Origin of the sequence: Achromobacter deleyi (genome assembly GCF_016127315.1) — a bacterium.
GTDB lineage: Bacteria > Pseudomonadota > Gammaproteobacteria > Burkholderiales > Burkholderiaceae_B > Achromobacter > Achromobacter insuavis_A.
In genome coordinates, this window is the sequence record NZ_CP065997.1 from 2,072,459 (window position 1) to 2,095,717 (window position 23,259).

The 23,259-nt window shown below is 67.6% G+C and carries 21 protein-coding genes and 1 tRNA gene; 9 read left to right on the forward strand and 13 right to left on the reverse strand.

Annotated features, from left to right (window positions below; genetic code table 11):
• The first annotated feature begins 13 nt into the window (after positions 1-13).
• The 5 genes from I6I07_RS09340 to I6I07_RS09360 all read left to right on the forward strand — a co-directional run bounded on the left by I6I07_RS09340 (position 14) and on the right by I6I07_RS09360 (position 5,767).
• Positions 14-1,459, forward strand: a complete 1,446-nt coding sequence (locus tag I6I07_RS09340; protein WP_035359660.1) for a S41 family peptidase — start codon at positions 14-16, stop codon at positions 1,457-1,459.
• A complete protein-coding gene (locus I6I07_RS09345; RefSeq protein WP_198486418.1) occupies positions 1,456-2,211 on the forward strand; it encodes a HesA/MoeB/ThiF family protein in 756 nt (251 codons plus the stop codon). Before I6I07_RS09340 ends, I6I07_RS09345 begins: the two co-directional genes overlap by 4 nt.
• A gap of 149 nt (positions 2,212-2,360) precedes the next feature.
• On the forward strand, positions 2,361-3,539 hold the full coding sequence (locus I6I07_RS09350) for a sensor domain-containing diguanylate cyclase (RefSeq protein WP_232625991.1): 1,179 nt from the start codon (positions 2,361-2,363) through the stop codon (positions 3,537-3,539).
• 99 nt (positions 3,540-3,638) lie between these two features.
• Positions 3,639-4,358, forward strand: coding sequence for a FadR/GntR family transcriptional regulator (locus I6I07_RS09355; RefSeq protein WP_198486420.1), 720 nt, complete (start codon positions 3,639-3,641; stop codon positions 4,356-4,358).
• On the forward strand, positions 4,355-5,767 hold the full coding sequence (locus tag I6I07_RS09360; protein WP_198486421.1) for an FAD-binding oxidoreductase: 1,413 nt from the start codon (positions 4,355-4,357) through the stop codon (positions 5,765-5,767). The genes I6I07_RS09355 and I6I07_RS09360 overlap by 4 nt, the downstream gene beginning before the upstream one ends.
• Positions 5,768-6,006: 239 nt before the next feature.
• Here the strand turns inward: I6I07_RS09360 and thiC are convergent, their stop codons facing one another.
• Entirely contained in the window at positions 6,007-7,920 is a 1,914-nt protein-coding gene (gene thiC / locus I6I07_RS09365) for a phosphomethylpyrimidine synthase ThiC (RefSeq protein WP_006391745.1), read from the reverse strand.
• A gap of 370 nt (positions 7,921-8,290) precedes the next feature.
• Between thiC and I6I07_RS09370 the strand changes: the two genes are divergently transcribed.
• Positions 8,291-8,860, forward strand: a complete 570-nt coding sequence (locus I6I07_RS09370; RefSeq protein ID WP_198486422.1) for a SecDF P1 head subdomain-containing protein — start codon at positions 8,291-8,293, stop codon at positions 8,858-8,860.
• A gap of 62 nt (positions 8,861-8,922) precedes the next feature.
• Here the strand turns inward: I6I07_RS09370 and I6I07_RS09375 are convergent, their stop codons facing one another.
• A complete protein-coding gene (locus I6I07_RS09375) occupies positions 8,923-9,372 on the reverse strand; it encodes a helix-turn-helix domain-containing protein (protein ID WP_050813108.1) in 450 nt (149 codons plus the stop codon).
• A gap of 139 nt (positions 9,373-9,511) precedes the next feature.
• On the opposite strand from I6I07_RS09375, the gene I6I07_RS09380 reads away from it, so the two are divergent.
• Positions 9,512-10,141, forward strand: coding sequence for a winged helix-turn-helix domain-containing protein (locus I6I07_RS09380; protein WP_232625993.1), 630 nt, complete (start codon positions 9,512-9,514; stop codon positions 10,139-10,141).
• A gap of 150 nt (positions 10,142-10,291) precedes the next feature.
• Here I6I07_RS09380 and proB read toward each other — a convergent pair whose 3' ends face one another.
• The 4 genes from proB to rplU form a co-directional block, all read right to left on the reverse strand.
• The gene (gene proB / locus I6I07_RS09385) at positions 10,292-11,428 is read right to left on the reverse strand and encodes a glutamate 5-kinase (protein WP_198486424.1); all 1,137 of its coding nucleotides are present in this window, start codon (positions 11,426-11,428) and stop codon (positions 10,292-10,294) included.
• 57 nt (positions 11,429-11,485) lie between these two features.
• The gene (gene obgE, locus I6I07_RS09390) at positions 11,486-12,622 is read right to left on the reverse strand and encodes a GTPase ObgE (RefSeq protein ID WP_198486425.1); all 1,137 of its coding nucleotides are present in this window, start codon (positions 12,620-12,622) and stop codon (positions 11,486-11,488) included.
• A gap of 177 nt (positions 12,623-12,799) precedes the next feature.
• Positions 12,800-13,060 (reverse strand): 50S ribosomal protein L27, encoded by a 261-nt coding sequence (gene rpmA, locus I6I07_RS09395; protein WP_006216229.1) that lies wholly within the window; start codon positions 13,058-13,060, stop codon positions 12,800-12,802.
• A gap of 35 nt (positions 13,061-13,095) precedes the next feature.
• Positions 13,096-13,407: a 50S ribosomal protein L21 gene (gene rplU, locus I6I07_RS09400; RefSeq protein WP_006389960.1), complete on the reverse strand. Its 312-nt coding sequence runs from the start codon at positions 13,405-13,407 to the stop codon at positions 13,096-13,098.
• A 523-nt stretch (positions 13,408-13,930) separates the two neighbouring features.
• Between rplU and ispB the strand changes: the two genes are divergently transcribed.
• Positions 13,931-14,896: an octaprenyl diphosphate synthase gene (gene ispB / locus I6I07_RS09405; protein ID WP_035359650.1), complete on the forward strand. Its 966-nt coding sequence runs from the start codon at positions 13,931-13,933 to the stop codon at positions 14,894-14,896.
• A 205-nt stretch (positions 14,897-15,101) separates the two neighbouring features.
• Positions 15,102-15,178: transfer RNA gene (locus tag I6I07_RS09410), tRNA-Pro, on the forward strand.
• 117 nt (positions 15,179-15,295) lie between these two features.
• On the opposite strand, the gene I6I07_RS09415 is transcribed toward I6I07_RS09410, so the two are convergent.
• The 7 genes from I6I07_RS09415 to I6I07_RS09445 all read right to left on the reverse strand — a co-directional run bounded on the left by I6I07_RS09415 (position 15,296) and on the right by I6I07_RS09445 (position 23,243).
• A complete protein-coding gene (locus I6I07_RS09415) occupies positions 15,296-16,114 on the reverse strand; it encodes a phosphate/phosphite/phosphonate ABC transporter substrate-binding protein (RefSeq protein ID WP_198486426.1) in 819 nt (272 codons plus the stop codon).
• Between the two features lie 10 nt (positions 16,115-16,124).
• Positions 16,125-17,129: an ornithine cyclodeaminase family protein gene (locus I6I07_RS09420; protein ID WP_198486427.1), complete on the reverse strand. Its 1,005-nt coding sequence runs from the start codon at positions 17,127-17,129 to the stop codon at positions 16,125-16,127.
• Between the two features lie 14 nt (positions 17,130-17,143).
• Positions 17,144-18,127 (reverse strand): Bug family tripartite tricarboxylate transporter substrate binding protein, encoded by a 984-nt coding sequence (locus I6I07_RS09425; protein WP_198486428.1) that lies wholly within the window; start codon positions 18,125-18,127, stop codon positions 17,144-17,146.
• 40 nt (positions 18,128-18,167) lie between these two features.
• Positions 18,168-19,961 (reverse strand): HAL/PAL/TAL family ammonia-lyase, encoded by a 1,794-nt coding sequence (locus I6I07_RS09430; protein ID WP_232625995.1) that lies wholly within the window; start codon positions 19,959-19,961, stop codon positions 18,168-18,170.
• Positions 19,962-20,079: 118 nt separating this feature from the next.
• Positions 20,080-20,910 (reverse strand): carbon-nitrogen hydrolase family protein, encoded by an 831-nt coding sequence (locus I6I07_RS09435; RefSeq protein ID WP_198486429.1) that lies wholly within the window; start codon positions 20,908-20,910, stop codon positions 20,080-20,082.
• Positions 20,911-20,922: 12 nt separating this feature from the next.
• Positions 20,923-21,786 carry a serine hydrolase gene (locus I6I07_RS09440; protein WP_198486430.1) on the reverse strand — a complete coding sequence of 288 codons (864 nt, stop codon included), beginning with the start codon at positions 21,784-21,786 and terminating at the stop codon, positions 20,923-20,925.
• An 11-nt stretch (positions 21,787-21,797) separates the two neighbouring features.
• On the reverse strand, positions 21,798-23,243 hold the full coding sequence (locus I6I07_RS09445; RefSeq protein WP_198486431.1) for a gluconate:proton symporter: 1,446 nt from the start codon (positions 23,241-23,243) through the stop codon (positions 21,798-21,800).
• Positions 23,244-23,259: the final 16 nt, after the last annotated feature.

Sequence of the window (23,259 nt, forward strand, 5' to 3'; positions counted from 1 at the left end):
TCGGGAAGTGTGCATGAGCACTCGCAAGTTTCGCGGTTTCGGTCTGATTGCCATCGGTGCGGTGGCAGGTGTCTTGCTCAGCGTGGGCGTGACGGCTGTCGCCCAGCGCGGCAGCCCCTTGCCGCTGGATGAACTCAGGCAACTGAGCAACGTCTTCGCCGCCATCAAGAACAACTACGTCGAGTCGGTGGACGACAAGACGCTGATCGACAATGCCATCTCCGGCATGGTGTCGAACCTGGACCCGCACTCCGCCTACCTGGATGCCGACGCGTTCCGCGAAATGCAGACGGCCACGCAGGGTGAGTTCGGCGGCCTGGGCATCGAAGTCGGCGCCGAAGACGGCTTCGTCAAGGTCATCTCGCCCATCGAAGACACCCCCGCCGCGCGCGCGGGCGTCATGGCCGGCGACCTCATCATCAAGATCGACGACACGCCCACCAAGGGCATGTCGCTGAACGACGCCGTCAAGCTCATGCGCGGCGCGCCCAAGTCGCCCATCACGCTGACCATCATGCGCGCCGACCGGCCGCAGCCGATCGTGCTCAAGATCGTGCGCGACATCATCAAGGTGCGCAGCGTGCGCAGCAAGATGCTGGACAACGGCGTGGCCTACGTGCGCATCGCCCAGTTCCAGGAAAAGACCGGCGTCGACCTGGCCAAGCAGCTCAAGGACCTGGGCGCCAAGGAAGCCCCCAAGGGCCTGGTGCTCGACCTGCGCAACGACCCGGGCGGCCTGCTGACCAGTGCCATCGGCGTGTCCGGCGCGTTCCTGCCGGCCGACGCCCTGGTGGTGTCGACCGACGGCCGTACCCCGGACGCCCGCCACAAATACCTGGCGACCCCGTCGGAATACGCCCGCGGCGAAAGCAACTACCTGTCGGGCCTGCCGGCCTGGACCAAGACCGTGCCGATGGTGGTGCTGGTCAACGTCGGTTCGGCCTCGGCCTCGGAAATCGTGGCCGGCGCGCTGCAGGACCACAAGCGCGCCAAGGTGCTGGGCAACCGCACCTTCGGCAAGGGCTCGGTGCAGGTGATCCTGCCGCTGTCGGAAACCACCGCGGTCAAGCTCACCACCTCGCGCTACTTCACGCCCAGCGGCCGTTCGATCCAGGCCACCGGCATCGAGCCCGACTACGTCGTGGCCGACACCGCCGACGGCGACCTGTTCCGCCTGCCGCGCGAAGCCGACCTGCAACGCCACCTGTCCAACCCGGGCACGGCCAACGAAGTGAAGTCCAACTCGGACCAGGACAACGTCGACGTGCCGACCAAGGTGTTCGAGTTCGGCGGCAAGGATGACTTCCAGCTGCAGCAGGCGGTCAACCTGCTGGCCGGCAAGCCGGTGCAGAAGGGCTCGGCCCGCGCCCAGGCCAAGGCTGACGCCAAGCCCGGCACCGGCACCGCCCAGCGCATGAAGATCACGCCGACCGGAGTCGAGCCCAGCAAGGACAAATGAACGACGAGCAACTACTGCGCTACGCCCGCCACATCCTGCTCGACGAGCTGGGTATCGAAGGGCAGGAAAGACTGCTGGCGGCGCGTGTGCTTATCGTAGGGGGGGGTGGACTGGGTTCGCCCGCCGCGCTCTACCTGGCCACCGCCGGCGTCGGCGAGATCACGCTGGCCGATGACGACGTCGTCGAGCTCAGCAACCTGCAGCGCCAGATCCTCCACACCACCGCGAGCGTGGGCCGGCCCAAGGCCGAGTCCGGCCGCGACATGCTGGCCGCCTTCAATCCCCAGACCCGCGTGCATGCCCGCGTCGAGCGGCTGCAGGGCCAGGCCCTGTCCGACGCCGTGGCGCAAGCCGACCTGGTGCTGGACTGCACCGACAACTTCACCACCCGCCACGCCATCAACCGCGCCTGCGTGCAGCATCGCAAGCCGCTGGTGTCGGGCGCGGCCATCCGCTTCGACGGCCAGGTCAGCGTCTACGACCTGCGCGACCCCGAGGCGCCTTGCTACCACTGCCTGTTTCCCGAGGCCGACGACGTCGAAGAGGCCAATTGCGCCACCATGGGCGTGTTCGCGCCGGTGGTCGGCATCATCGGCAGCATGCAGGCGGCCGAGGCGCTCAAGCTGCTTTCGGGCGTGGGCGAGAGCCTGTCGGGACGCCTGCTGTGGCTCGACGTGCGCACCATGCAATGGCGCAGCGTCAACGTGCAGCGCGATCCCGAGTGCGCGGTTTGCGGGGTCCGCGGGCACTGATCCGTCCGCCCCGTGGATATTCTGTCCCCGTAAAATCCGCATGTCATGATCCGTGCGAACAATATTAAAGGTTTGAAATACCTGCTATAACGCCAGCCAGCCTTCCTTTCAGGGCAGGCAGCTTTGGACGTATCGGAGTGGAAACAGGATTGAGCTTCAGCCTGCCCAAGTGGCGGCTGACCCGATGGTTGACGGATTCCGGGCAGGACACGCCAGCGGACATCCGCACCGCGTTGATTGCCAGTCTGTTCGGCACGCTGCCCATCTTCGCGGGCGGCGTCATCAATACCCTGATGATCTCGGGCGTGGTCGCCTGGCGCCGGCCCGAGCCGCTCTATATCTCCTGGCTGGTGCTGGAGATCGTGCTGGCGGTGGTGCGGGTCACCATTCTGCGCTCGGCCCTGCGCAACGCCGCCCGGGGCGGCAACACCCATACCGACATCTACATCGTGCTGGCGCTGCTGTGGGCGTTCAGCGTCGGCTACGGCGTCTTCGTCACCTTCCTCAACCATGACTGGCTGGCCGCCACGCTGGCCGGCGTGTCCTGCGGCGCCATGGCGGGCGGCATCTGCTTTCGCAACTACGGCGCGCCGCGGCTGGTGGCCGCGATGATCTTCCTGAGCCTGGGGCCGATGTGCCTGGGCGCGCTGTTCGCCGGCGAATACGTCACCGCCATCGTCTTCATCCAGATCCCGTTCTACCTGGTCAGCATGAGCATCGCCTCGCAGCGGCTGCGGCGCATCCTGGTGTCCACCATGCTGGCCGAGCGCGAGAACGAACGCCGCGCCAGCCAGGACGCGCTGACCGGCCTGGCCAACCGCGCCGGGCTGGAAGCGGCGCTCGAGCGCATCTGCGCCAGCGCCCGCGGGCAGGACAGCGCCGCCGCGCTGTTCTACATGGACATGGATGACTTCAAGATCATCAATGACACCCACGGCCATGCCGCCGGCGACCACGTGCTCAAGACCATCGCCCAGCGCATGCGCGCCATGCTGCGGGTGGACGACGTCGCGGCCCGCATCGGCGGCGACGAATTCATCGTGCTGGCCACCGGCATCGACGCCACCGCCGCGCTGCGCCTGGGCAACCACCTGCTGCGCGACGCGATCCAGCCGATCACGCTGGCCGATGGCACGCGGGTCAGCGTGGGATTGTCGATCGGCATCTCGATCATTTCCGGCACCGACCGCAAGGCCCAGTCGGTGCTGGACTCGGCCGACGCGGCGCTGTACCGCGCCAAGGCGCAGGGCGGCCGCCGCTGCGCGGTCGCCGGGGCGCCAGACCTGGAAGCGGTCCGGGAGACCGGCGACGCCGCCGCGACGGCCTGAAGCCTCAAGCCAGCGCTCGAGGGCGCTGCGTCACGAATTTCCTCTCGTTCGCTCAAAGTTATCAGATAACCTGAAAAGTTTGAGCTATACTCCGCGGCTATGCTGACCAAGAGCCTCACCCTGACCGAACAGGTTGCCCGCCAGATCGCGGGCGACATTGCCCATGGCGTCTACCCCGTGGGCGCCAAGCTGCCGTCCGGCCGTATCCTGGCCGAGCAGTACGGCGTCAGCGCCGCGGTCATCCGCGAGGTCACCGAGCGCCTGCGCGCGCAGGGCCTGGTGCAGAGCCGCCAGGGATCGGGCAGCGTGGTGCTGGCGCGCACCGGCGCGCAGGGCTTCCAGGTGCCCGCCGACATCGCCGTCAGCCGCGAGCAGTTGGCCAGCGTCTACGAATTGCGCATGGAACTGGAAGGCGGCGCCGCCGCCCTGGCGGCCGAGCGCCGCAACGCCGCCGACCTGGAGGCCATGGCCCGCGCCCTGGCCGACCTGGAACGTCATCAGCACCATCCCGAACACGGGGTCGAGCACGACATCGCCTTCCACCTGGCGATCGCGGCCGCGACCCACAACCCGTTCTACCAGGACCTGCTGCAGTACCTGAACCTGCAATTGCGCCTGGCCGTCAGCACCGCGCGCGCCAACAGCCGCCAGCTGGCGGGCATGACGGACGCCGTGCACCACGAACACGTCGCCGTGTTCGAGGCCATCCGCGACCGCGATGCGCCGCGCGCGCGCCTGATGGCCGAACGCCACCTGCGGCAGGCGGCCAGCCGCCTGCGCCTCGATTCCCTCTTTCCCGCCTCCAGGCAGACATCATGAGCACAACCGACATCGCCCAGCGCCTGGTCCAGGTCCTCGGCCCCGACACCGTCTTCACCGCCAGCGAGGACATCGCGCCCTGGCTGTCCGACTGGCGCGGTCTTTACAACGGCCACGCGCAGGCGGTGGTCCGTCCGCGCACCACCGCCGAGGTCGCCACCTGCCTGGCGCTCTGCAACGAGGCCGGCGTGCCGGTGGTGCCGCGCGGCGGCAACACCGGCCTGTGCGGCGGCGCCACGCCCGATGCCGCGCCCGTCAACGTCGTCCTGAGCCTGGACCGCATGAACGCGGTGCGCGCCATCGACACCGTCGCCAACACCATGGTCGCCGAAGCCGGCTGCATCCTCGGCAACCTGCGCCGCGCCGCGCAGGACGCCGGCCGCCTGCTGCCCCTGAGCCTGGCCGCCGAAGATTCCAGCCAGATCGGCGGCAACGTCGCGACCAACGCCGGCGGCGTCAACGTGGTGCGCTACGGCATGGCGCGCGAGCTGGTGCTGGGCCTGGAAGCGGTGCTGCCCAACGGCGAGATCTTCAACGGCCTGCGCACCCTGCGCAAGGACAACACCGGCTACGACCTCAAACAGTTGCTGATCGGCTCCGAAGGCACGCTTGGCGTGATCACCGCCGTGGCCTTGCGCCTGTACCCGCGCACCGACGTGCGCTCGGTGGTGCTGGCCGCGGTCGAATCGCCCGCCCAGGCGCTGCAATTGTTCGAGATCCTGTTCGAGCAATGCGGCGCCCGCCTGCAGGCCTTCGAATATTTCTCGGGCGACTGCCTCGACCTGGTCCTGACGCACGCCGCCGGCGTGCAGGAGCCGTTCGATCAACGCTACCCCGCCTATGTGCTGGTCGAGCTGGCCGACACGACCGACGAAGCGGCCCTGACCGCGCTGCTGGAAAGCGTGATCGGCACGGCGCTCGAACGCGGCCTGTGCCTGGACGCCGCGGTCTCCGCGTCGCTGGCGCAGCTGCAGGCGCTGTGGAAGCTGCGCGAGGAAATCTCCGAAGCCCAGCGCGCCGACGGCCCGCACCTCAAGCACGATGTGTCGCTGCCGATCGAGAGCATTCCCGATTTCATGGTGTCGGCCGAGGCGCGCGTGCGCGCGCTGTACCCGGACATCCGCCCCTTCATCTTCGGCCACTTCGGCGACGGCAACCTGCACTACAACCTGTCGCGCCCGGCGGGCGCGGACCGCGGCTGGGTCGCCGAACACGGCGCCGCGATCACCGACGCGGTCCTGGACGAGGTCAACCGCTACGGCGGCAGCATCAGCGCGGAGCATGGGATCGGGCAGCTCAAGCGGGAGCATTTCCTGCATAGCAAGGATGCGGTTGAGTTGCGGTTGATGCGAGAGATCAAGCGGGTTTTGGATCCTAAGGGGATTATGAATCCTGGGAAGCTGCTTTAAGAAGGGCTTGTTGGCGGGGGAGAGGCGCTTCGTAGCCCCGCCTCGCCCACACCGACACCGCTCCGGGCGCCTCAAGAATCCAACCCTCGCAACCAAAGATCAGACCAACTCCGCAAAAAAACACCGCAGATACCAAAAAAGGCCTGGAGCAACGCATCCAGGCCTTTCATGCCGCCCCAAGTCCACCAAACCGCCGCCATCAGCGACCAGCCCGGCAAAGGCGAAATCCGTTCAGAAGATCACTGCCGGTGATAAACCTCGGCGCCCTTCTTCACGAACTCGATCGACTTCTCCTGCATGCCTTTTTGGAGGGCGTCTTTTTCGCTCACGCCTTGCGAGGCCGCGTAATCACGCACGTCCTGCGTGATCTTCATGCTGCAGAAATGCGGGCCGCACATCGAGCAGAAGTGCGCCACCTTCATCGAGTCCTTCGGCAGTGTCTCGTCGTGGAACTCCTTCGCCGTGTCCGGATCCAGGCCCAGATTGAACTGGTCGTCCCAGCGGAACTCGAAACGCGCCTTCGACAGCGCGTTGTCGCGGATCGCCGCGCCCGGATGGCCCTTGGCCAGGTCCGCCGCGTGCGCCGCGATCTTGTACGTGATGATGCCGTCCTTCACGTCCTTCTTGTTCGGCAGCCCCAGGTGTTCCTTGGGCGTCACGTAACAGAGCATCGCCGTGCCGTACCAGCCGATCAGCGCCGCGCCGATGCCCGAGGTGATGTGGTCGTAGCCCGGCGCGATGTCGGTCGTCAGGGGGCCCAGCGTGTAGAACGGCGCCTCGTGGCAGTGTTCCAGCTGCAGCTCCATGTTTTCCTTGATCATCTGCATCGGCACGTGGCCGGGGCCTTCGATCATCACCTGCACATCGTGCTTCCAGGCCACCTGCGTCAGCTCGCCCAGCGTCTTCAGCTCGGCGAACTGGGCTTCGTCGTTGGCATCGTAGCCCGAGCCCGGGCGCAGGCCGTCGCCCAGCGAGAAGCTGACGTCGTAGGCCTTCATGATTTCGCAGATTTCCTCGAAGCGCTCGTACAGGAAGCTCTCCTTGTGGTGCGCCAGACACCACTTGGCCATGATCGAGCCGCCGCGCGAGACGATACCCGTCATGCGGTCCGCCGTCATCGGAATGAACGGCAGGCGCACGCCGGCGTGGATCGTGAAGTAGTCCACGCCCTGTTCGGCCTGCTCGATCAGCGTGTCGCGGAAGATCTCCCAGGTCAGTTCCTCGGCCTTGCCGTCGACCTTCTCCAGCGCCTGGTAGATCGGCACCGTGCCGATCGGCACCGGCGAATTGCGGATGATCCATTCACGCGTTTCGTGGATGTGCTTGCCCGTCGACAGGTCCATGACCGTGTCGCCGCCCCAGCGGATCGCCCAGGTCATCTTCTCGACTTCCTCGCCGATGCCCGAACTGACGGCCGAGTTGCCGATGTTGGCGTTGATCTTGACCAGGAAATTGCGGCCGATCGCCATCGGCTCGACTTCCGGGTGGTTGATGTTGGCGGGGATGATGGCGCGGCCGCGGGCGATCTCGTCGCGCACGAATTCCGGCGTGATGGCGGCCGGGATGGCGGCGCCGAACGACTGGCCCGGGTGCTGGCGCAGCAGGCGCTTGACCATCTTCTCGCCGTCCGGACCGCTGTCGCGCAGCGTCTGCAGGTAGTGCTCGCGGCGCAGGCTTTCGCGGATCGCCACGTATTCCATTTCGGGCGTGATGATGCCGCGGCGCGCGTAGTGCATCTGCGAGACGTTGGCGCCGGCCACGGCGCGGCGCGGCGGGCGCTGCAGGTCGAAGCGCATGGCCGTCAGCTTGGGATCGGTCAGGCGTTCCTTGCCGTAGTCGCTGGTCGGGCCGGACAGCACTTCCGTGTCGCCGCGCTCGTCGATCCAGGCGCGGCGCACTTCCGGCAGGCCGCGGCGGATGTCGATCCTGGCATCGGGGTCGGTGTAGGGGCCGCTGCAATCGTAGACGGTGAGCGGCGGGTTCTTTTCGCCACCGAACATGGTGGGCGTGTCGTCCTGTTCGATCTCGCGGAACGGGACGCGGATGTCGGGACGGGAACCGACCTCGTAGACCCGGCGGGATTTGGGCAACGGGGCGACCGCGGCCGCGTCGACTTCGGCGGTGGCGGCCAGGAATTTGGGATTGGCGTTCATGGAAAGCTCCAAGCGAATGGTTTGGAGCCGATCGGGAATGGACTCCCGCCATGCGGGCATGGCGGGAATACGGCTCCCAGCATCGGCATTATCCGTACTGGTACGAAGGGACTCTCTCAACACGTCGGGCCGATTCGGCGCGACGAGTACCCCTGCGCGAAAGCGAAGTATAGAGCCTGCCCGGCCCCGGCGCGAATGGCCGCCGATGCTGCGCTGCGGCAGCGTGATCCCCGATCGATTGCCGATGCTGGTAGTACCGCTTTACATTTGGAATCAGTCTGCGGAGACAGTGCCATATAGGTTCTGTACACTTTTTCGGTCAGCCGGGGGGCAGCCCGCCGGCCTCAGTCCACTCAAGAAGGAAACGAGCATGCAACTTACCCTACGCAAACTGGCACCCGCCCTGGTGGTCATGACCCTTGCGCTTGCGGGTTGCAAGACCGCCCCGACCAAATCCGGCGCCGCCGCCACGCCCGATACGGCCGGCCAACAGCAACCGTCCGGGCAGCAGCAGCCCGCCACCGCCTCGGTGGTCGAGTTCTATGTGGCCCAGACCCAGTCCGCCCCTGGTCTGGTCGAAGTCGCCCTGCCCGACGGCAAGCTCTACATGCAGCAGCAGCCCGTGCTGACGCGCGCCGACCTGACCGAAGCCGCCGCCCTGGTCGATCGCCAAGGCGCCAATTTCGTCGGTCTGCGTTTCTCGGAAGCCGGCACCCGCAAGCTGACCGAGATCAGCACCCAGAACGTCGGCAACATGCTGGCGCTGGTGATCGATCGTGAACTGATCGCCGCGCCGCGCATCGGCGAACCGCTGAACCGTGGCGTGCTGGCCTTCGGCGTGCCGTCGGCGCAAGCCGCTTCCGACATCGCCGCCAAGATCCGTGGCGAGAGCGCGCCCGCTCCTGGCGCCGCGCCGGCCCCGGCTCCCGCCAAGCCCTGATTTTTCCAGGCACAAAAAACCCGGCACTGCCGGGTTTTTTTTGTCCTGCTTCGGGCGTTTTCTCAGCCCTTTCGGCCGCGTGGCTTGACGCCGCGACGCGCCGTCATGGCTTCAATGAAGGCCAGCGTCACCGCCTCCAGCGCCACCCGATCCTCGGCCGTGAGCGTGTCGAGCATCGCGGGCGAGATCGTGGCGTAGGGCCACGGCGCCAACGGCCGCCCGCGGCGCGCGATGGCGCGGGGCAGGGGTTCCGAGACGCCGGTCGCCGGCAGCGTATCGCTCAGGTCGTAGCTCTCCATGGGCAGTTCCATGGGACCCTTGCCGGTCTCCAGCCACTCGAGTTCCACCTTCAACACCTGCGCCAGCTTGCGCAGGGAGCGGCTCGAATGCCGCAGCCCGCTCTCGTAGCTGCCGATCGCGCTCTGCGACAGGCGGGTCAGGCGCGCCAAGGTTTTCTGCGTGTGGCCACGCAAAAGACGGGCGTGCTTCAGTCGGTCTGAAAAAGTCTTCACGCGTCGATTGAAGCTTGCGCCGTAGGCACTTTGGTGGATATAAATATTACTTAAGTGATAAGTTCGAAGAGGCGCTCACATGCAGGAAAGAGGTTACGTCCTCGTCGTGCAACTTGGTGGAATGGCATGCAACAAGTTCGTGCATACCCTACGTCAATTTCAGTGGGAGGTCGGCCTGTGCCGCTCGCCCGAAGGGCTGTTGGCGCGTCTGCGCAATGAGCCCGCCGATGCCGTCGTGCTACGCGGCACCATCGACGACCTGCCGCAGCTGATTGCCGCGCTGCGTCGCACCGCGCCGGGCTGCGCCGTGGTCTGGCAGTCGCCCGAAGACTCCGCGCCGGCCCGTATCGCCGCGCTCGATGCGGGCGCCCATGTGTGCGTGCCGCTGCAGGCAAACATCCCCGAATGGGACGCCGTCCTGCGCAACCTGATGCGTTGCCAGCATCCCGCGGCCGACGCCATGCCGCGCTGGCGGGTCGATGGCCGTGGCCGCATGCTGGCCGGGCCCGCCGGTGAGCGGCTGCCCCTGACCAACACGGAGCGCGCTTTTTTCGTCAGCCTGTTGAATGCGCCGCACCAGTGCCTGCCGCGCGAGGGCTTCTTCCCCGATGCCGCGCGTGATCCCATGGACGGCGCGCGGCGCGTCGATGTGCTGGTATCGCGCCTGCGTTCCAAGGCGCGCCGGCTCAATATCGACCTGCCGGTGCTGGCGGTGCGAGGGTGGGGCTACATGCTGTTGCCGCAGGGCGTGCCGGCGGAACATCCGTAGCCTGGCCTGCCGCCAGCGTGGCGCGGCTGGCGAGGGCCGTGGTGCGAACGGCCCTCGCGATCGCGTTGTTCCGGTCGCGGGAAAGCGCCGTCCCAGCCAAAAAAAGGCGCTCCTGCGGGCGCCTTTTTCATCGTCAACCGGCGCTGCCCGTCAGAGCACGACCAGGTTGTCGCGATGCATCAGTTCGGGGTCGGTCATGCTGCCGAGGATACGGGCGATCTGCGCCGACGGCTGGCGCAGGATGCGGCGCGTATCCACCGACGAATAATTGATCAGCCCGCGCGCGCATTCGCGGCCCTGGCCGTCGACGCAGGCGACCACGTCGCCGCGGCCGAATTCGCCTTCCACATCGACCACGCCGATCGGCAGCAGGCTCTTGCCTTCGCGCAGCAGCGCCTGTACGGCGCCGTCGTCCAGCACCACGCGGCCGCGCAGGCGCAGGTGGTCGGCCAGCCATTGCTTGCGCGCTGACCAGACCGGCAGCACGGCGCGCAATTCGCTGCCGATGCATTCGCCTTGCGCCAGGCGCGTCAGCACGTTGCGTTCGCGGCCCGAGGCGATTACGGTGTGCGCGCCGCTGTGCGCGGCGCGCTTGGCCGCCAGCACCTTGGTCAGCATGCCGCCGGTGCCGATGCCGCTGCCGGCGCCGCCAGCCATGGCTTCCAGCGCCGGATCGCCGGCCTGGGCGTGCGCCATGAACTTGGCGTCGGGATTCTTGCGGGGATCGGAGTCGTACAGGCCGCGCTGGTCGGTCAGGATGATCAGCGTGTCGGCTTCGATCAGGTTGGTGACCAGCGCGCCGAGCGTGTCGTTGTCGCCCAGCCGGATCTCGTCGGTGACCACCGTGTCGTTTTCGTTCACGATCGGCACCACGCCCAGTCGCAGCAGCGCGAACAGCGTGCTGCGCGCGTTCAGGTAGCGGTGGCGGTCGGCCAGGTCTTCGTGGGTCAGCAGGATCTGCGCGGTGCGCAGGCCGTATTCGGCGAAGGCCGCTTCGTAGGCTTGGCACAGGCCCATCTGGCCCACGGCCGCGGCGGCCTGCAGTTCGTGCATCACCGACGGGCGCTTGCGCCAGCCCAGGCGGGCCATGCCTTCGGCGATGGCGCCGCTGGAGACCAGCACGACCTGCTTGCCCTGCTTGTGCAGCGCGGCGATCTGGGCGGCCCAGTGCGCCACGGCGGCGCGATCCAGGCCGCGGCCTTCATTGGTGACCAGCGACGAGCCCACCTTGGCGACAAGGCGCTGGGCGTTGGTGACGACGGAAACGGCGGGTGATTCGGCAGACATGATGGCGGCGGGCTGCGGCGCGAAAAAGGCGTAATCGAACGAGATTGCGATTATGGCTTATTCGTCGCCACGCGGCGCGGCCGGCTTCTTGTCGGCGTCGGTGCGGGTGTCGTCGAAGCGCGGGTCTTCGGCGACGTAGGTGCCGTCGGCCTGGTCCTGCGCCAGTTGTTCCTTTTCGCGTTCGGCGTCGAGGTAGTCCTGCAGCGCGTAGATCAGGTCCTGGGTGCCGTCGCCCGACAGGCCGGAGATACCGAACACCGGGCCCTTCCAGTCGTACAGCTCGATGAAGCGGCGCTTGGTGTCCTCGGGATCGGTCACCATGTCCAGCTTGTTCAGCACCAGCCAGCGCGGCTTGGCGGCCAGCTCGGGGTCGTAGCGGCGCAGTTCCTCGACGATGGCGCGGGCATCGACCACGGCCTGTTCCACGGGATCCGCGTCGGGATCGGGGGTGGACACGTCCACCAGGTGCAGCAGCACGCGGGTGCGCGCCAGGTGGCGCAGGAACAGGTGGCCCAGGCCGGCGCCTTCGGAGGCGCCTTCGATCAGGCCGGGGATGTCGGCCACGACGAAGCTGCGCGACGGCGAGGTGCGCACCACGCCCAGGTTCGGGTGCAGCGTCGTGAACGGGTAGTCGGCGATCTTCGGCTTGGCGTTGGAGATGCGGGTGATCAGCGTGGACTTGCCGGCGTTGGGCAGGCCCAGCAGGCCGACGTCGGCCAACACCTTCAGTTCCATGCGCAGGTAGCGGTGTTCGCCTTCCTTGCCGGGCGTCCACTGGCGCGGGGCGCGGTTGACGCTGGACTTGAAGTGCATGTTGCCCATGCCGCCCTGGCCGCCGGCGGCCAGCACGACCTTCTGCTCGTGGCGGTTCAGGTCGAACAGGACTTCACCGGTGTCGGCGTCATGGATGACGGTGCCGACGGGCACGCGCAGCGTGATGTCCGGGGCGGCGGCGCCGTACTGGTCCGAGCCACGGCCGTTTTCGCCGTTCTTGGCGCGGTGCAGGCGCGCGTAGCGGAAGTCGATCAGCGTGTTGATGTTGCGATCGGCCACCGCGAAGATGGTGCCGCCGCGTCCGCCATCGCCGCCGTCCGGGCCGCCCTTGGGGATGAATTTTTCGCGGCGAAAGCTCGCCACGCCATTGCCGCCTTTGCCGGCGACGACTTCAATGGTGGCTTCGTCTACGAATTTCATGGTGTCTGCGCGTGTATGAGGTAGAGGGCTTCGCCGCGACGCGGCGAGGGTCACCGCGCATTTGCGGTGGCCGGAAGGAAAAAAAGCCCTGCCGCGTGCGACAGGGCTTTGCCGTTCTGGCCGGCGGCGGATCGCTGAGGCGACCGCGCCGCTGGCCGGATCGTGCTGCGTCGAGGATTACTCGGCGGCGACGATCGAAACGGTTTGCTTGTTCAACGCGCCCTTGAAGCCGAATTGAACCTTGCCGTCGATCAGCGCGAACAGGGTGTGGTCCTTGCCCATGCCGACGTTCACGCCAGCGTGGAAACGGGTACCGCGCTGACGCACGATGATCGAACCAGCGGGAATCAGTTCACCGCCGAAAGCCTTGACGCCCAGACGCTTCGATTCTGAGTCGCGTCCGTTTCGCGTAGAGCCGCCGCCCTTTTTCTGTGCCATGTTTAGCTCCTGCTAATGTGGTGCCGAGTCGCGTCTTAAGCCGTGATGGCTTCGATGCGGATTTCGGTGTAGTTCTGACGGTGGCCCTGACGCTTCTGATAGTGCTTGCGACGGCGCATCTTGAAGATCTTGACCTTGTCGTGGCGGCCTTGCGCAAGAACCGTTGCCTTGATCACGGCGCCGGCGACGAGGGGCGTACCAACTTTCAGTTGGTCGCCTTCGCCCACGGACAGCACTTGATCCAGGGTGATTTCTTGCCCAATGTCAGCCGGTATCTGTTCTACCTTGAGTTTTTCGCCAATGGCAACACGGTACTGCTTGCCACCGGTTTTTACGACCGCGTACATGGGGTATTCCTTAAATAGGTAAATGGGCTTATTCGCTTGCCGGCCCTGCTGGGCTGGCGGTACTTGCCTGGCGGTTGGACGACGGCCCTGGATGTTCGGGGCCGTGTTGCATGGGGATGGGCTGCGTATCAAGCGGGCGAGAAAGAAGATCCTGCCGCCATTCTCCGCTGCTTCCCTGCGGTTCACCAGGCGCGTAGTGCGTAATTCACCGACGTAATTCGGCCATCACTGACCGAATCCGGGATATTAGCGTGGGGCTGGGGAAAAGTCAAAAAGCGCTTGCAGGGTAAGGGCTTAGGTGTCGCCTGGACGCCGCGATGGCCGTTCCGGATGATGAAAAAATGGGGGCCGATCGATACGGATGGCGGCCGTCGAGGGCGGGCGCGCCCCGGGGCGCGGGCCGCCGCCGGGTCCGGCTTCGGTTCCTGACAGCCCGTATAATCGCTGGTCGAATCCCCCGCCATCCCGGCGGCCCAGCGGTAAGAGCTGTTACATACGGCTCGTTTCACTCTCCGGATACGTCTTGAATCTCCCCGCGCTCATTGCTCCCATAGTTGACGATATGAAAGCCGTCGATGCGGTTATCCGCGAGCGGCTGAATTCCGATGTGGTGCTGATCCGTACGATCGGCGACTACATCATTGGCGCCGGCGGCAAGCGCATGCGTCCGGCGATGGTGCTGATGGTGGCGCGCGCGCTGGGCTACGAAGGGACGCATCACCAGTTGCTGGCCGCCGTCGTGGAATTCATCCATACGGCGACGCTGCTGCATGACGACGTGGTCGACGAGTCCGACCTGCGCCGTGGCCGCGAGACCGCCAACGCGGTGTTCGGCAACGCCGCCAGCGTGCTGGTGGGCGACTACCTCTATTCGCGTTCGTTCGAGATGATGGTCGAGGCCGACTCGATGCGCATCATGAGCATCCTGTCCGAGGCCACCACGGTGATCGCCGAAGGCGAGGTGCTGCAGCTGCTGAACGTGCACGATCCGGACGTCTCGCAGGAGCGCTACCTGCAAGTCGTGCGCTACAAGACCGCCAAGCTGTTCGAGGCCGCGGCCCAGGTGGGCGCGGTGCTGGCCGGCGCCACGCCCGAACAGGAAGCCGCCGCCGCCGCGTACGGCCGCCACGTGGGCACCGCCTTCCAATTGGTCGATGACGTGCTGGACTATAGCGGCGACGCCGCCGCGCTGGGCAAGAACGTGGGCGACGACCTGCGCGAGGGCAAGCCGACGCTGCCGCTGATCCGCGTGATGGAAGTGGGCACGCCTGAACAGCAGCAATTGATCCGCGACGCCATCAAGACGGGCGACGCCGACTTCGCCGCCGTGGCCGCCGCCATCCAGGCGACGGACGCGCTGGAACACGCCCGCCAGGCCGCCGTGGTCGAGGCGAATCGGGCCCGCGAAGCACTTTCTTCGTATCCCGTTTCCCCTTTTCTAAATTCTCTGTTAGAATTCTGCGCTTTCGCGGTGAATAGAGATCGCTAGCTGAAAAACAGCGCTGCAGCAGTTTTCAAAGCAGTGTCTTAGCTAGGCTTTAGCAAGGTCGAAAAGCAAGGTCGAAGTTCACAAGGCGGGAAGGCGAAAGCCTTCAAGCCGAAGCGGGAAGTTGATTTGGTTGCACTGAGCGCAACGAAGTCAGTAGCTGTAGGGTGTGGGGTCGCGCAAGCCATAAACCCCCCATATCCAGACTCGGGGCGTAGCTCAGCCTGGTAGAGTACTGCGTTCGGGACGCAGGAGTCGGAGGTTCGAATCCTCTCGCCCCGACCACTCATGTGGTCGAATTCTTGGTGGTGTTCCCGACACCGTCAGCAATAGCCGGATCCGCGAAAGCGGCGCCGGCTTTTTTGCGTCTGGGGCCCGGGCCGGCCTTTACGCGCCGCCGGGTCAGCGGATCGCCGCGTAGCCCGCGTCCTCTGCGGCCTGCGCCATTTCATCCAGCACCGTGTACGCGGCGGGGTCGGGTCGGGTGAAACGCGCCACGTGGGCGGCGCGCAGCAGCGGCCCGTGCGCCGGATCCTCGTGCATGGCCAGCAGCGCGTCCGAGAGGGCCTGCGCGGCGGCCGGATCCACGTCGGGGCCCGCCACCAGCAACGGGTTCGGGGTCCAGGGCGTGTAGGCCAGCGTGCGCAGACCGGCCAGCACGGCCGGATCATGCTCGCGCAGCAGATCCAGATACCAGGCGTCCGCGGCGGTCAGGTCGATCTCGCCGTCGGCCAGGGCGCGCAGCAGGCCGCGCGGGTTGCCGTAAGGCCCCTTGGAGGCCGCGAACAGAGCGCCGCCGGGCGGGACAACCTTGGCGAGCGCCGCGCGCGGCGCGTTCCAGCCGGATTGCGAGTCCTGCACCATCCAGCCATAGCGGCTGCCGGCCACGTCGGCCAGCGACGACCAGGTGCAGTCGGCGCGGACCAGGAATTCGCTGCGGTAGCGCGGCAGGCCCTCGTAGGCCGGCCAGTCGGGCACCACCGCGGCCATGGCGCCGAAGGCCCTGCCGGCCTCCAGTGCCCTCACGTAGGGCCAGCCGCACATGAAGACGCCGCACAGGCCGGGCCGTTCCCAGAGCTCGCCGATCGGCGCCGGCCAGCCATGTTCGACGAATTGCACGCGCAGGCCGGCGCGGGCATGGGCGGCCCGCAGCAGCGCATGCCAGGCGGCCTGCGCCGCGGGCGCAACGTCGTACATGCGCGTCGAGGTAATGAAATCCATGGCCGGCTTCCTACGCGAACTTGAGGGTCTGGCCCAGGCCCATCTTGCGGGCTTTCTCCAGCATGGCGTGGCCCAGCGCGATGTCGGTGGTGGACAGGCCGCGGTGCCAGAACAGGATGGTCTCGTCATCGCGCTCGCGGCCCGGTTTCAGGCCGGCGACGATCTGGCCCAGTTCGGCGTGCAGGTTTTCCTGGGTAACGCGGTCGCTGTCGACGTGGGCGCGCAGTGCGCCGTAGGGCAGGCCCTTGCGGCATTGGCCCCAGTCATCGACCACCACTTTGCTCATGATGTCGGTCAGGCTCAGCTCGACCGCGCTCATGGTGCCGTAGGGCATGACCAGGGCGCCGGGCTTGATCCATTCGGTCTTGAGCAGCGGCGTGGGCTGGGGCAGGCGCGAGGCCTCCACCACGATGTCGGCGCCGCGCACGCAGGATTCCCAGTCGTTGACGACCTTCACGGGCTTGCCCAGGTCGCGCGACAGGCGTTCGCCGAAGGCCTGCTGGCTTTCGGGGCGGCGTGAATGGACGCGGATCTCGTCGAAGTCGTAGAGGCTGTCGAGCAGGCGCACGTTCCAGTAGGACGTGCCGCGCGCGCCGATATGGCCCAGCACCTTGCTGTCCTTGCGCGCCAGGTACTTGGCGCCCAGCGCGGTGACCGCGCCGGTGCGCATGTCGGTGATGGCGGTCGCGTCCACCACTGCCAGCGGCTTGCCGTTGACCGGATCGAACAGGTTGAGCAAGGCCATTTCGGAAGGCAGGTCGACCTTGTAGTTGTCGACGAAGTCGCTGACGACCTTCACGCCCGCCACATGCAGCGGCGCGATGTAGCCGCGCAGCACGTTGAAGTGTCCCTTGTCGGAGGATTCCGGCACCAGGTGCATGCGCGGCTCGATGACGGTCTGGCCGCGGCCCTGGGCGTCCAGCGCGCTTTGCACGGCGGCCAGGATCTCGGCGTCGGTCAGGCCCAGCGCGCGCACGTCGGGGCCGTTCAGGTAGGTGATGTCGATGGATTGCATGGTGTCTCTCTTGGTTATTGAATTGGCTGGATGCCGGCCTGCTTGACGATGGCCGCCCATTTGTCGGTTTCTTCCTTGATCGCGCGGCCGAAGTCGGCGCGGTTGGATCCGGCCGGATCCACGCCCAGGCCGGCGAACTTCTGGCGCACGGATTCCTTCTGCAGCACGGCGGCGATATCGGCCTGCAACTGGTCGAGGATCTCGGGCGGCACCTTGGCCGGCGCGACGATGCCGTACCAGGAGGTCACGTCAAAGCCCGGGTAGCCGCTTTCGGCCACGGTGGGCACGTCCTTCAGTTGCGGCAGGCGCTGCGGGCCGGCCACGGCCAGCGCGCGCAGCTTGCCGGACTGGATGTGCGGCAACACGGTGGACACGCCGGCGAACATTATGTCGACGTTGCCCGCCACCACGTCGTTGACCGCCGCGGCCATGGCGTTGTACGGGATATGGCGCGTGACGATGCCGGCCGACTGGTTGAGCAATTCACCCGCCAGGTGGGCGCCGCTGCCGGGCCCCGGGGAGGAGTAGTTGAGCTTGTCCGGATGCTGGCGGGCGTAGGCCACCAGTTCGGTGAAGGTCTGGGCGGGCACCCGCGCGTTGACCACCAGCACGTTGGGCGAGGTGGCCAGCATGGTCACCGGCGCGAAGTCCCTGGCCGTATTGAAAGGCAGCTTGGTGTAGAGCAGCGGGTTGACCGTCAGGTTGCCCGCCGGCGCCAGGGCCAGCGTGTAGCCGTCCGGATTGGCGCGCGCGACATAGTCCATGCCGATATTGCCGGACGCGCCGACCTTGTTCTCGATGATGACTGGCACGCCCCATTTACTGTTGAGTTCCTGGCCGACGATGCGCGGCAACGCGTCGGCGATGCCGCCGGCGCCGAACGGGACGACGATGGTGACGGGGCGGGCGGGATACTTGCCGTCGGCCGCGCCGGCGGGCGCGGACAAGGCAGTGGCTAGCAGGGTACTACTCAGGCACAGCGCGACATACTTGTTCATGGTCATTCCCCTTGTTGCAGATCTGGCTGCGGCGCGGCGCCTACGGTGTGACGACGCGCTCTTCATCAAGAAACCGTTCGGCGCGCGCAATGTCGTCGGCCAGTCTCCTGTCTTGTGAAAGAAACGGCACTTGCTGGCGGAACGCGGCCAGCACGGCGCCGGTTCCCTTGCCCACCGGGCGCTGCGCGTCGGCGCGCGTGCGCAGGTCCACCGCCTGCGCGGCGTGGATCAGTTCGATGCCCAGCAACGTGCGCAGGCGCACGGCCTGTTGGCCCAGGCGCTGCGCGGCCAGCGGGCCGTTGGTGGCCACGTCCTCGATGTTGCCGGCGACCGCCAGCGCATCGGACGAGACGGGATGCGACAGCGCGCGGATCTCGGTGGCCAGCAGCGACACGGGCTTCTGGATGGTGGTGTAGGCCAGCGTGGCGTCGTTGGGCGACAGGAAGCGCGGCAGTTTGGTAAAGGTGGGATCGCCCATGCGCAGCACGCGTTGCGCCGAGGACTGCGCCACCTGTGACAGCGCGATCCCGACCGATTGCAGGGGCACCACCCAGGCCGTGGGATCGAACCCGGCGCTGGGCACCACGGCGCCGCGCTGTGGGCCCTGGGTCACGTAGTAACGGGCTTCCTGGGCAGAAACGCCGGGCGGCGGCGCCGCGTCCAGGATCACGGTCGGGTTGTCGTCGGAGCTGTTGATCTGCACCCGCAGCTGGACATCCAGCTGCCGCAGGGCTTCGCGCGCCGCGCCGTGCACCTGGCTCACGGTGCGAAAGCTCAGCGGGTCCTGCAGCGAGCGCTGCTCGTCCGCCTGCCACAGCGCGCTGCCGTCGAGCAGGGACAGGATGCGTCGGGCCACCTGTTGCTGGGCCGGATAAGGACGCTGCGCCTGGGTGATGGCCAGCAGGGGGGCGACGTTGCCGTTCAGGCCCTCGAGCGACAGGGCCGCCACTTCGTCGGCGCGGTCGAGCATGCGCCGGGCATCGTCCGCGGCCAGGATGGCCAGCGCGGCGCCGTAGGCATTGGAGCTGAGCAGGGACAGCGAGTCCTTGGCGTAGGGCTTGACCGGCGCCAGGCCGGCCTGGCGCATCGCGTTGGCCGCGGGCATGGCCTTGCCATCCACCTCGATCATGCCTTCGCCCATCATGGCCAGGCCGATCTGCGGCAGGATGGTGATGTCGGCCTGGCCGACCGACCCCTGCCCGAGCACCACGGGCGTCAGGCCCTTGTTGAGGAAGTCGACGTATTGGCGCACCAGGGGCGGGCTCATGCCGGTGCCGCCGAACAGCGCGGTATTCAGCCGGATCAACATGGCGGCGCGCACGGTTTCGGGCTTCGCCGGCTCGCCGTAGGCGACGGTGTGCGACAGCAGCATGCGGTGATTGAAGGCGGCCGACGCCGCCCGGGCCTCGTCGGACAGCGTGTCGCCCGAGAAAATCGTCTGGTCCTTGTTCTGGCCGACGCCGCGGTTCAGGCCGTAGACGGGCTGCCCCAGGCGGCCATAGGCCAACAGCAGGTCATGCGAGCGGGCCACGCGCTGCCAGGCGGCATCGGTGGGCGCCACGGCCTGGCCGCCCCGGGCTACCGCGATCACGTCCGACGGGGTGAGCGACCCGCCGTCCAGCGCCAGGGAGCGTTGGCTATCGGCGGCGCGCGCTTGCGCCTCGGGCGGCGCGGCGGCCGCGGGCGTGGCGGGCAAGGTTGCCGCCAGGGCCAGCAGCAGCGGTCCCGCCAGCCTGCGCGAGACCGCGCTCAGCTTTCGTCGGAAGCTCCTGATGGAACGCGGCCCGGCAAGGGCTCGGGAAAACGATGGCGTAGCGCACTGCGTTGCATTCATGGACTCGTTCCAGAAAGTGCAATGTCGGAGGGAGTCTTTTGTACTTGCCTATACAAGTACAGTCAACCGTGTTTTCCCGACATGGCACCCGACGGCGCGTGTCCCGGCGGCGCGAAGGTCAGCCCGTCATGGCGCTGCCATCATAGAGATCGGTGCGGCGATGTTCCCAGGCTGGCAGTCCGGCGCGCAGCGTGGCCACCCGTTCCGGGTCGAGGTCGGCCAGGAGGTAGCCGGTGCGGTCCGGCATGCAGGCCAGCACCGTGCCCCAGGGGTCGATGATCATGCTGCGCCCCAGGCAGGGCAGGCCGGGCCCGTCGCCGCCGATCTGTGCGGCGGCGATCACGTAGCACTGGTTTTCGATGGCGCGGGCGCGCAGCAGGGTTTCCCAATGGTCGCGCCCGGTGTGCAGGTTGAAGGCCGCGGGCACCACCAGCACGTTGGCCCCGCGCCCGCGCAGCGTGCGGTAGAGCTCGGCGAAGCGCAGGTCGTAGCAGATGCTCAGGCCCAGCGTCAGGCCGGCGGCCTCGACCGCCTGCAGGTGCGCGCCCGGCGCGAAGTCGGCGGATTCCCGATAGGGCGTGCCGTCGACCACCGCGTCGTACAGGTGCACCTTGCGGTAGGTGGCGGCGATGCTGCCGTTTGGGGCGAAGGTGACGCCGGTGTTGCCGAGCCGGTCCTGGTCCGCCAGCCGCTCATGCATCGAGCCCAGGTGGATCCAGCACGCATGGCGCTGCGCCAGCGCGGCCAGGCGTGCGGTGACCTCGCCGGGGATCGGGCTGGCGGCGGCGCGCAGCGCCGCCGGTTCGCCGCGCACGTCGCTGTACTCGGGCGTGACGATCAGTTTCGCGCCGTCGTCGGCCGCGGCGGTGATCCAGTGTTCCAGCGCGGCCAGGTTGGCGTCGCGGTCCCGGCGGCTGTCGAGCTGGATGGCTGCCACTCTGATGGACATGCGGATTCCTTGTCAGTGTTCCCGTGCCTGGGCCTTCAGGCCCAGCGCGACCGCGCGGGCGATCTGGCCCAGCAGCGCGGCGCCTTCGCCGCCCTGGAGCGTCTGCGCGGTCTGCCAGTCGGTGAAACCGTCGGCCAGCACCGCCAGCACCACGCTGCGGTCGGCCACGGTGAGGATGCCGGCATCATGGCGCAGGCCCGGCAACTGGCCGGCCTTGCTGGCCAGGTGGGACGGCGCCGGCAGCGCCGCGCCGAAGTGGGCGCGCTCGCGCTGGTCGGCCAGCAGGTCGAGCGCGAAGGTCCGCAGGGGTGCGGGCAGCGCGCCGTCGCGCAGCAGCCAGCAGAGCGCGGCCGTGGCGTCGTCGGCGCTGGTGAAGTTGTCGCGGCCGGCCTCGCGCGCGGCGGCGTCCATCATGCGGCGTTGCAGGCGGCTCGCCGTCAGTCCGGCGCGCTGGCTCCATTGGTTGATCTCGTCGAAGCCCAGCAGCTCGATCAGCGCGTTGGTGGCGACGTTGTCGCTGAGGACGATCATCAGCTGCGCCAGTTCGGCCAGCGACAGAGTGGTGACGCTGGGCAGCTGGGCCAGGATGCCGGTGCCGCCGGCGCGGTCGCCGCACGCAGGCAGCACCAGCGGCTGGCCGAGCGCGTAACGGCCGCCGGCAACCGCTTCAAGCAGCGCCAGCAGGATGGGGATCTTGATGATGCTGGCCGACGGTTGCTGCCGGTCGGCCTGGCGCGCCAGCACGATGCCGCCATCCAGGTCGCGCAGGCTCAGCGAGACCCGCGCGGGCGTGGCCGCCAGCAAGGGCGCCAGCGCCGTGTCGACGTACTGGCGCAAGGCGTTGCGGTCCAGCGGCTGCGATCCCAAGGGGAACATGGTCGATCTCCTCAAACCAGGAAGAAGAACAGGGACGAGAACAGGCAAAGATTCACGGTGATCACCGCCCATCCGTTGTAGAGCATGTATTTGAGCTCACCCGAGCGCGCCAGGCCCATCTGGCCGAACATGTCCGAGGTGGGGAACGGGCCGAACCAGTCGATCTGCGAGCTGCCGAGGATGACCGCGGTGGTGGCCGCGGGGCCGACGCCGGCGGCCGCCAGCAGCGGGCCGAAGATCTTGGCGGTGAAGGTCATCTGCGCGACCGCGGCGCCGGGGATGTGGCCGATCACGTTGAACCACAGCACGATGACGCACAGCATGGCGCCGCTGATCCCGGCGAGGTAAGGCGTCGCGAGGTCCAGCACGGCGTGGTAGGCGTTGAGCTGGTCCACCAGGACCAGCACCGGATTGAACAGCCAGAACAGGAAGAAGATCCAGATCAGCTTGCCGGCGCCCGCGTACATTGCTTGCAGGATCGCGCGCGGCCCCATGCCGCCGGCCAGTCCGGTGGTAGTGGCCAGCGCCACCATGACGATGATGGCGAAGGCATAACCCGCCTTGGCGAGCACGCCGACGATCGCCAGGAGGATGATGGTCAGGCAGAACGCCCACGCCGCCCGCATGGCGCTGCGCGAGGGCGCGGCATCGAGGTCGAAGGCGGCCGTGCCGGCGCCGGCTTTCTCGTATTGGTGGCTGGCCTCGGTCTTTTTCTGGATGCGGCCCGACATGAACCAGCCGGCCAGCAGCGTCGCCACGGCCATCGGGATGCCCGCCACCATCAGGTACTGCGGATAGCTAAGTCCGGTCAGGCCGGTCACCGTGACCACGTTGGGCGTGAAGGGCCCCAGCACCAGTCCGGCCGAGCCGGCGGTCTGGAACAGGGCGGCCACCGTGGGCGGCGACAGGCGCACGGCGGCGGCGATCGGGATCACCACCGCGGCGATGATGGCGTTGCCGCCGGCCAGGGTGCCCAGGGCGCCGCAGATCAGGGTCGAGGTCACCATGATGCCCAGGCGCACGCGCACCTGGTTCGACAGGCCGATGCGGCGCACGATGGCGCGCACCATTTGTTCCGCGGCGCCGGTGCGCGAGGCGACTTCGCCGACGCCGGCGCCCAGCACGATGATCAGGCCGACCACCGCGATGAACGAACCGAGCGAGTCGGCCAGCAGCTTGCCCATGGCGATGGGGGTGGTGCCGGTCATGATGGCGCCGAGCACGATGGCGGCGATGGTGGACAGCACGATGTCCACGCCCAGCAACGCGATGATGGCGAACACCAGCACCGGCGTCAGGCCCCACAGGCTGGTCTGGCCGGGCAGCGTGAAATGGGTGTACAGCGCGATGGCCAGGCCCACCAGGAACACCGCGATGGCGGCATTGCGCCGGCGCGGATGCAGCGAGCCGCCAGCGGGCGGGCGTGGCGCCGCCGCCGTTTGTGCCAATGAGGTCATGTCTTCTCCGTCCCTA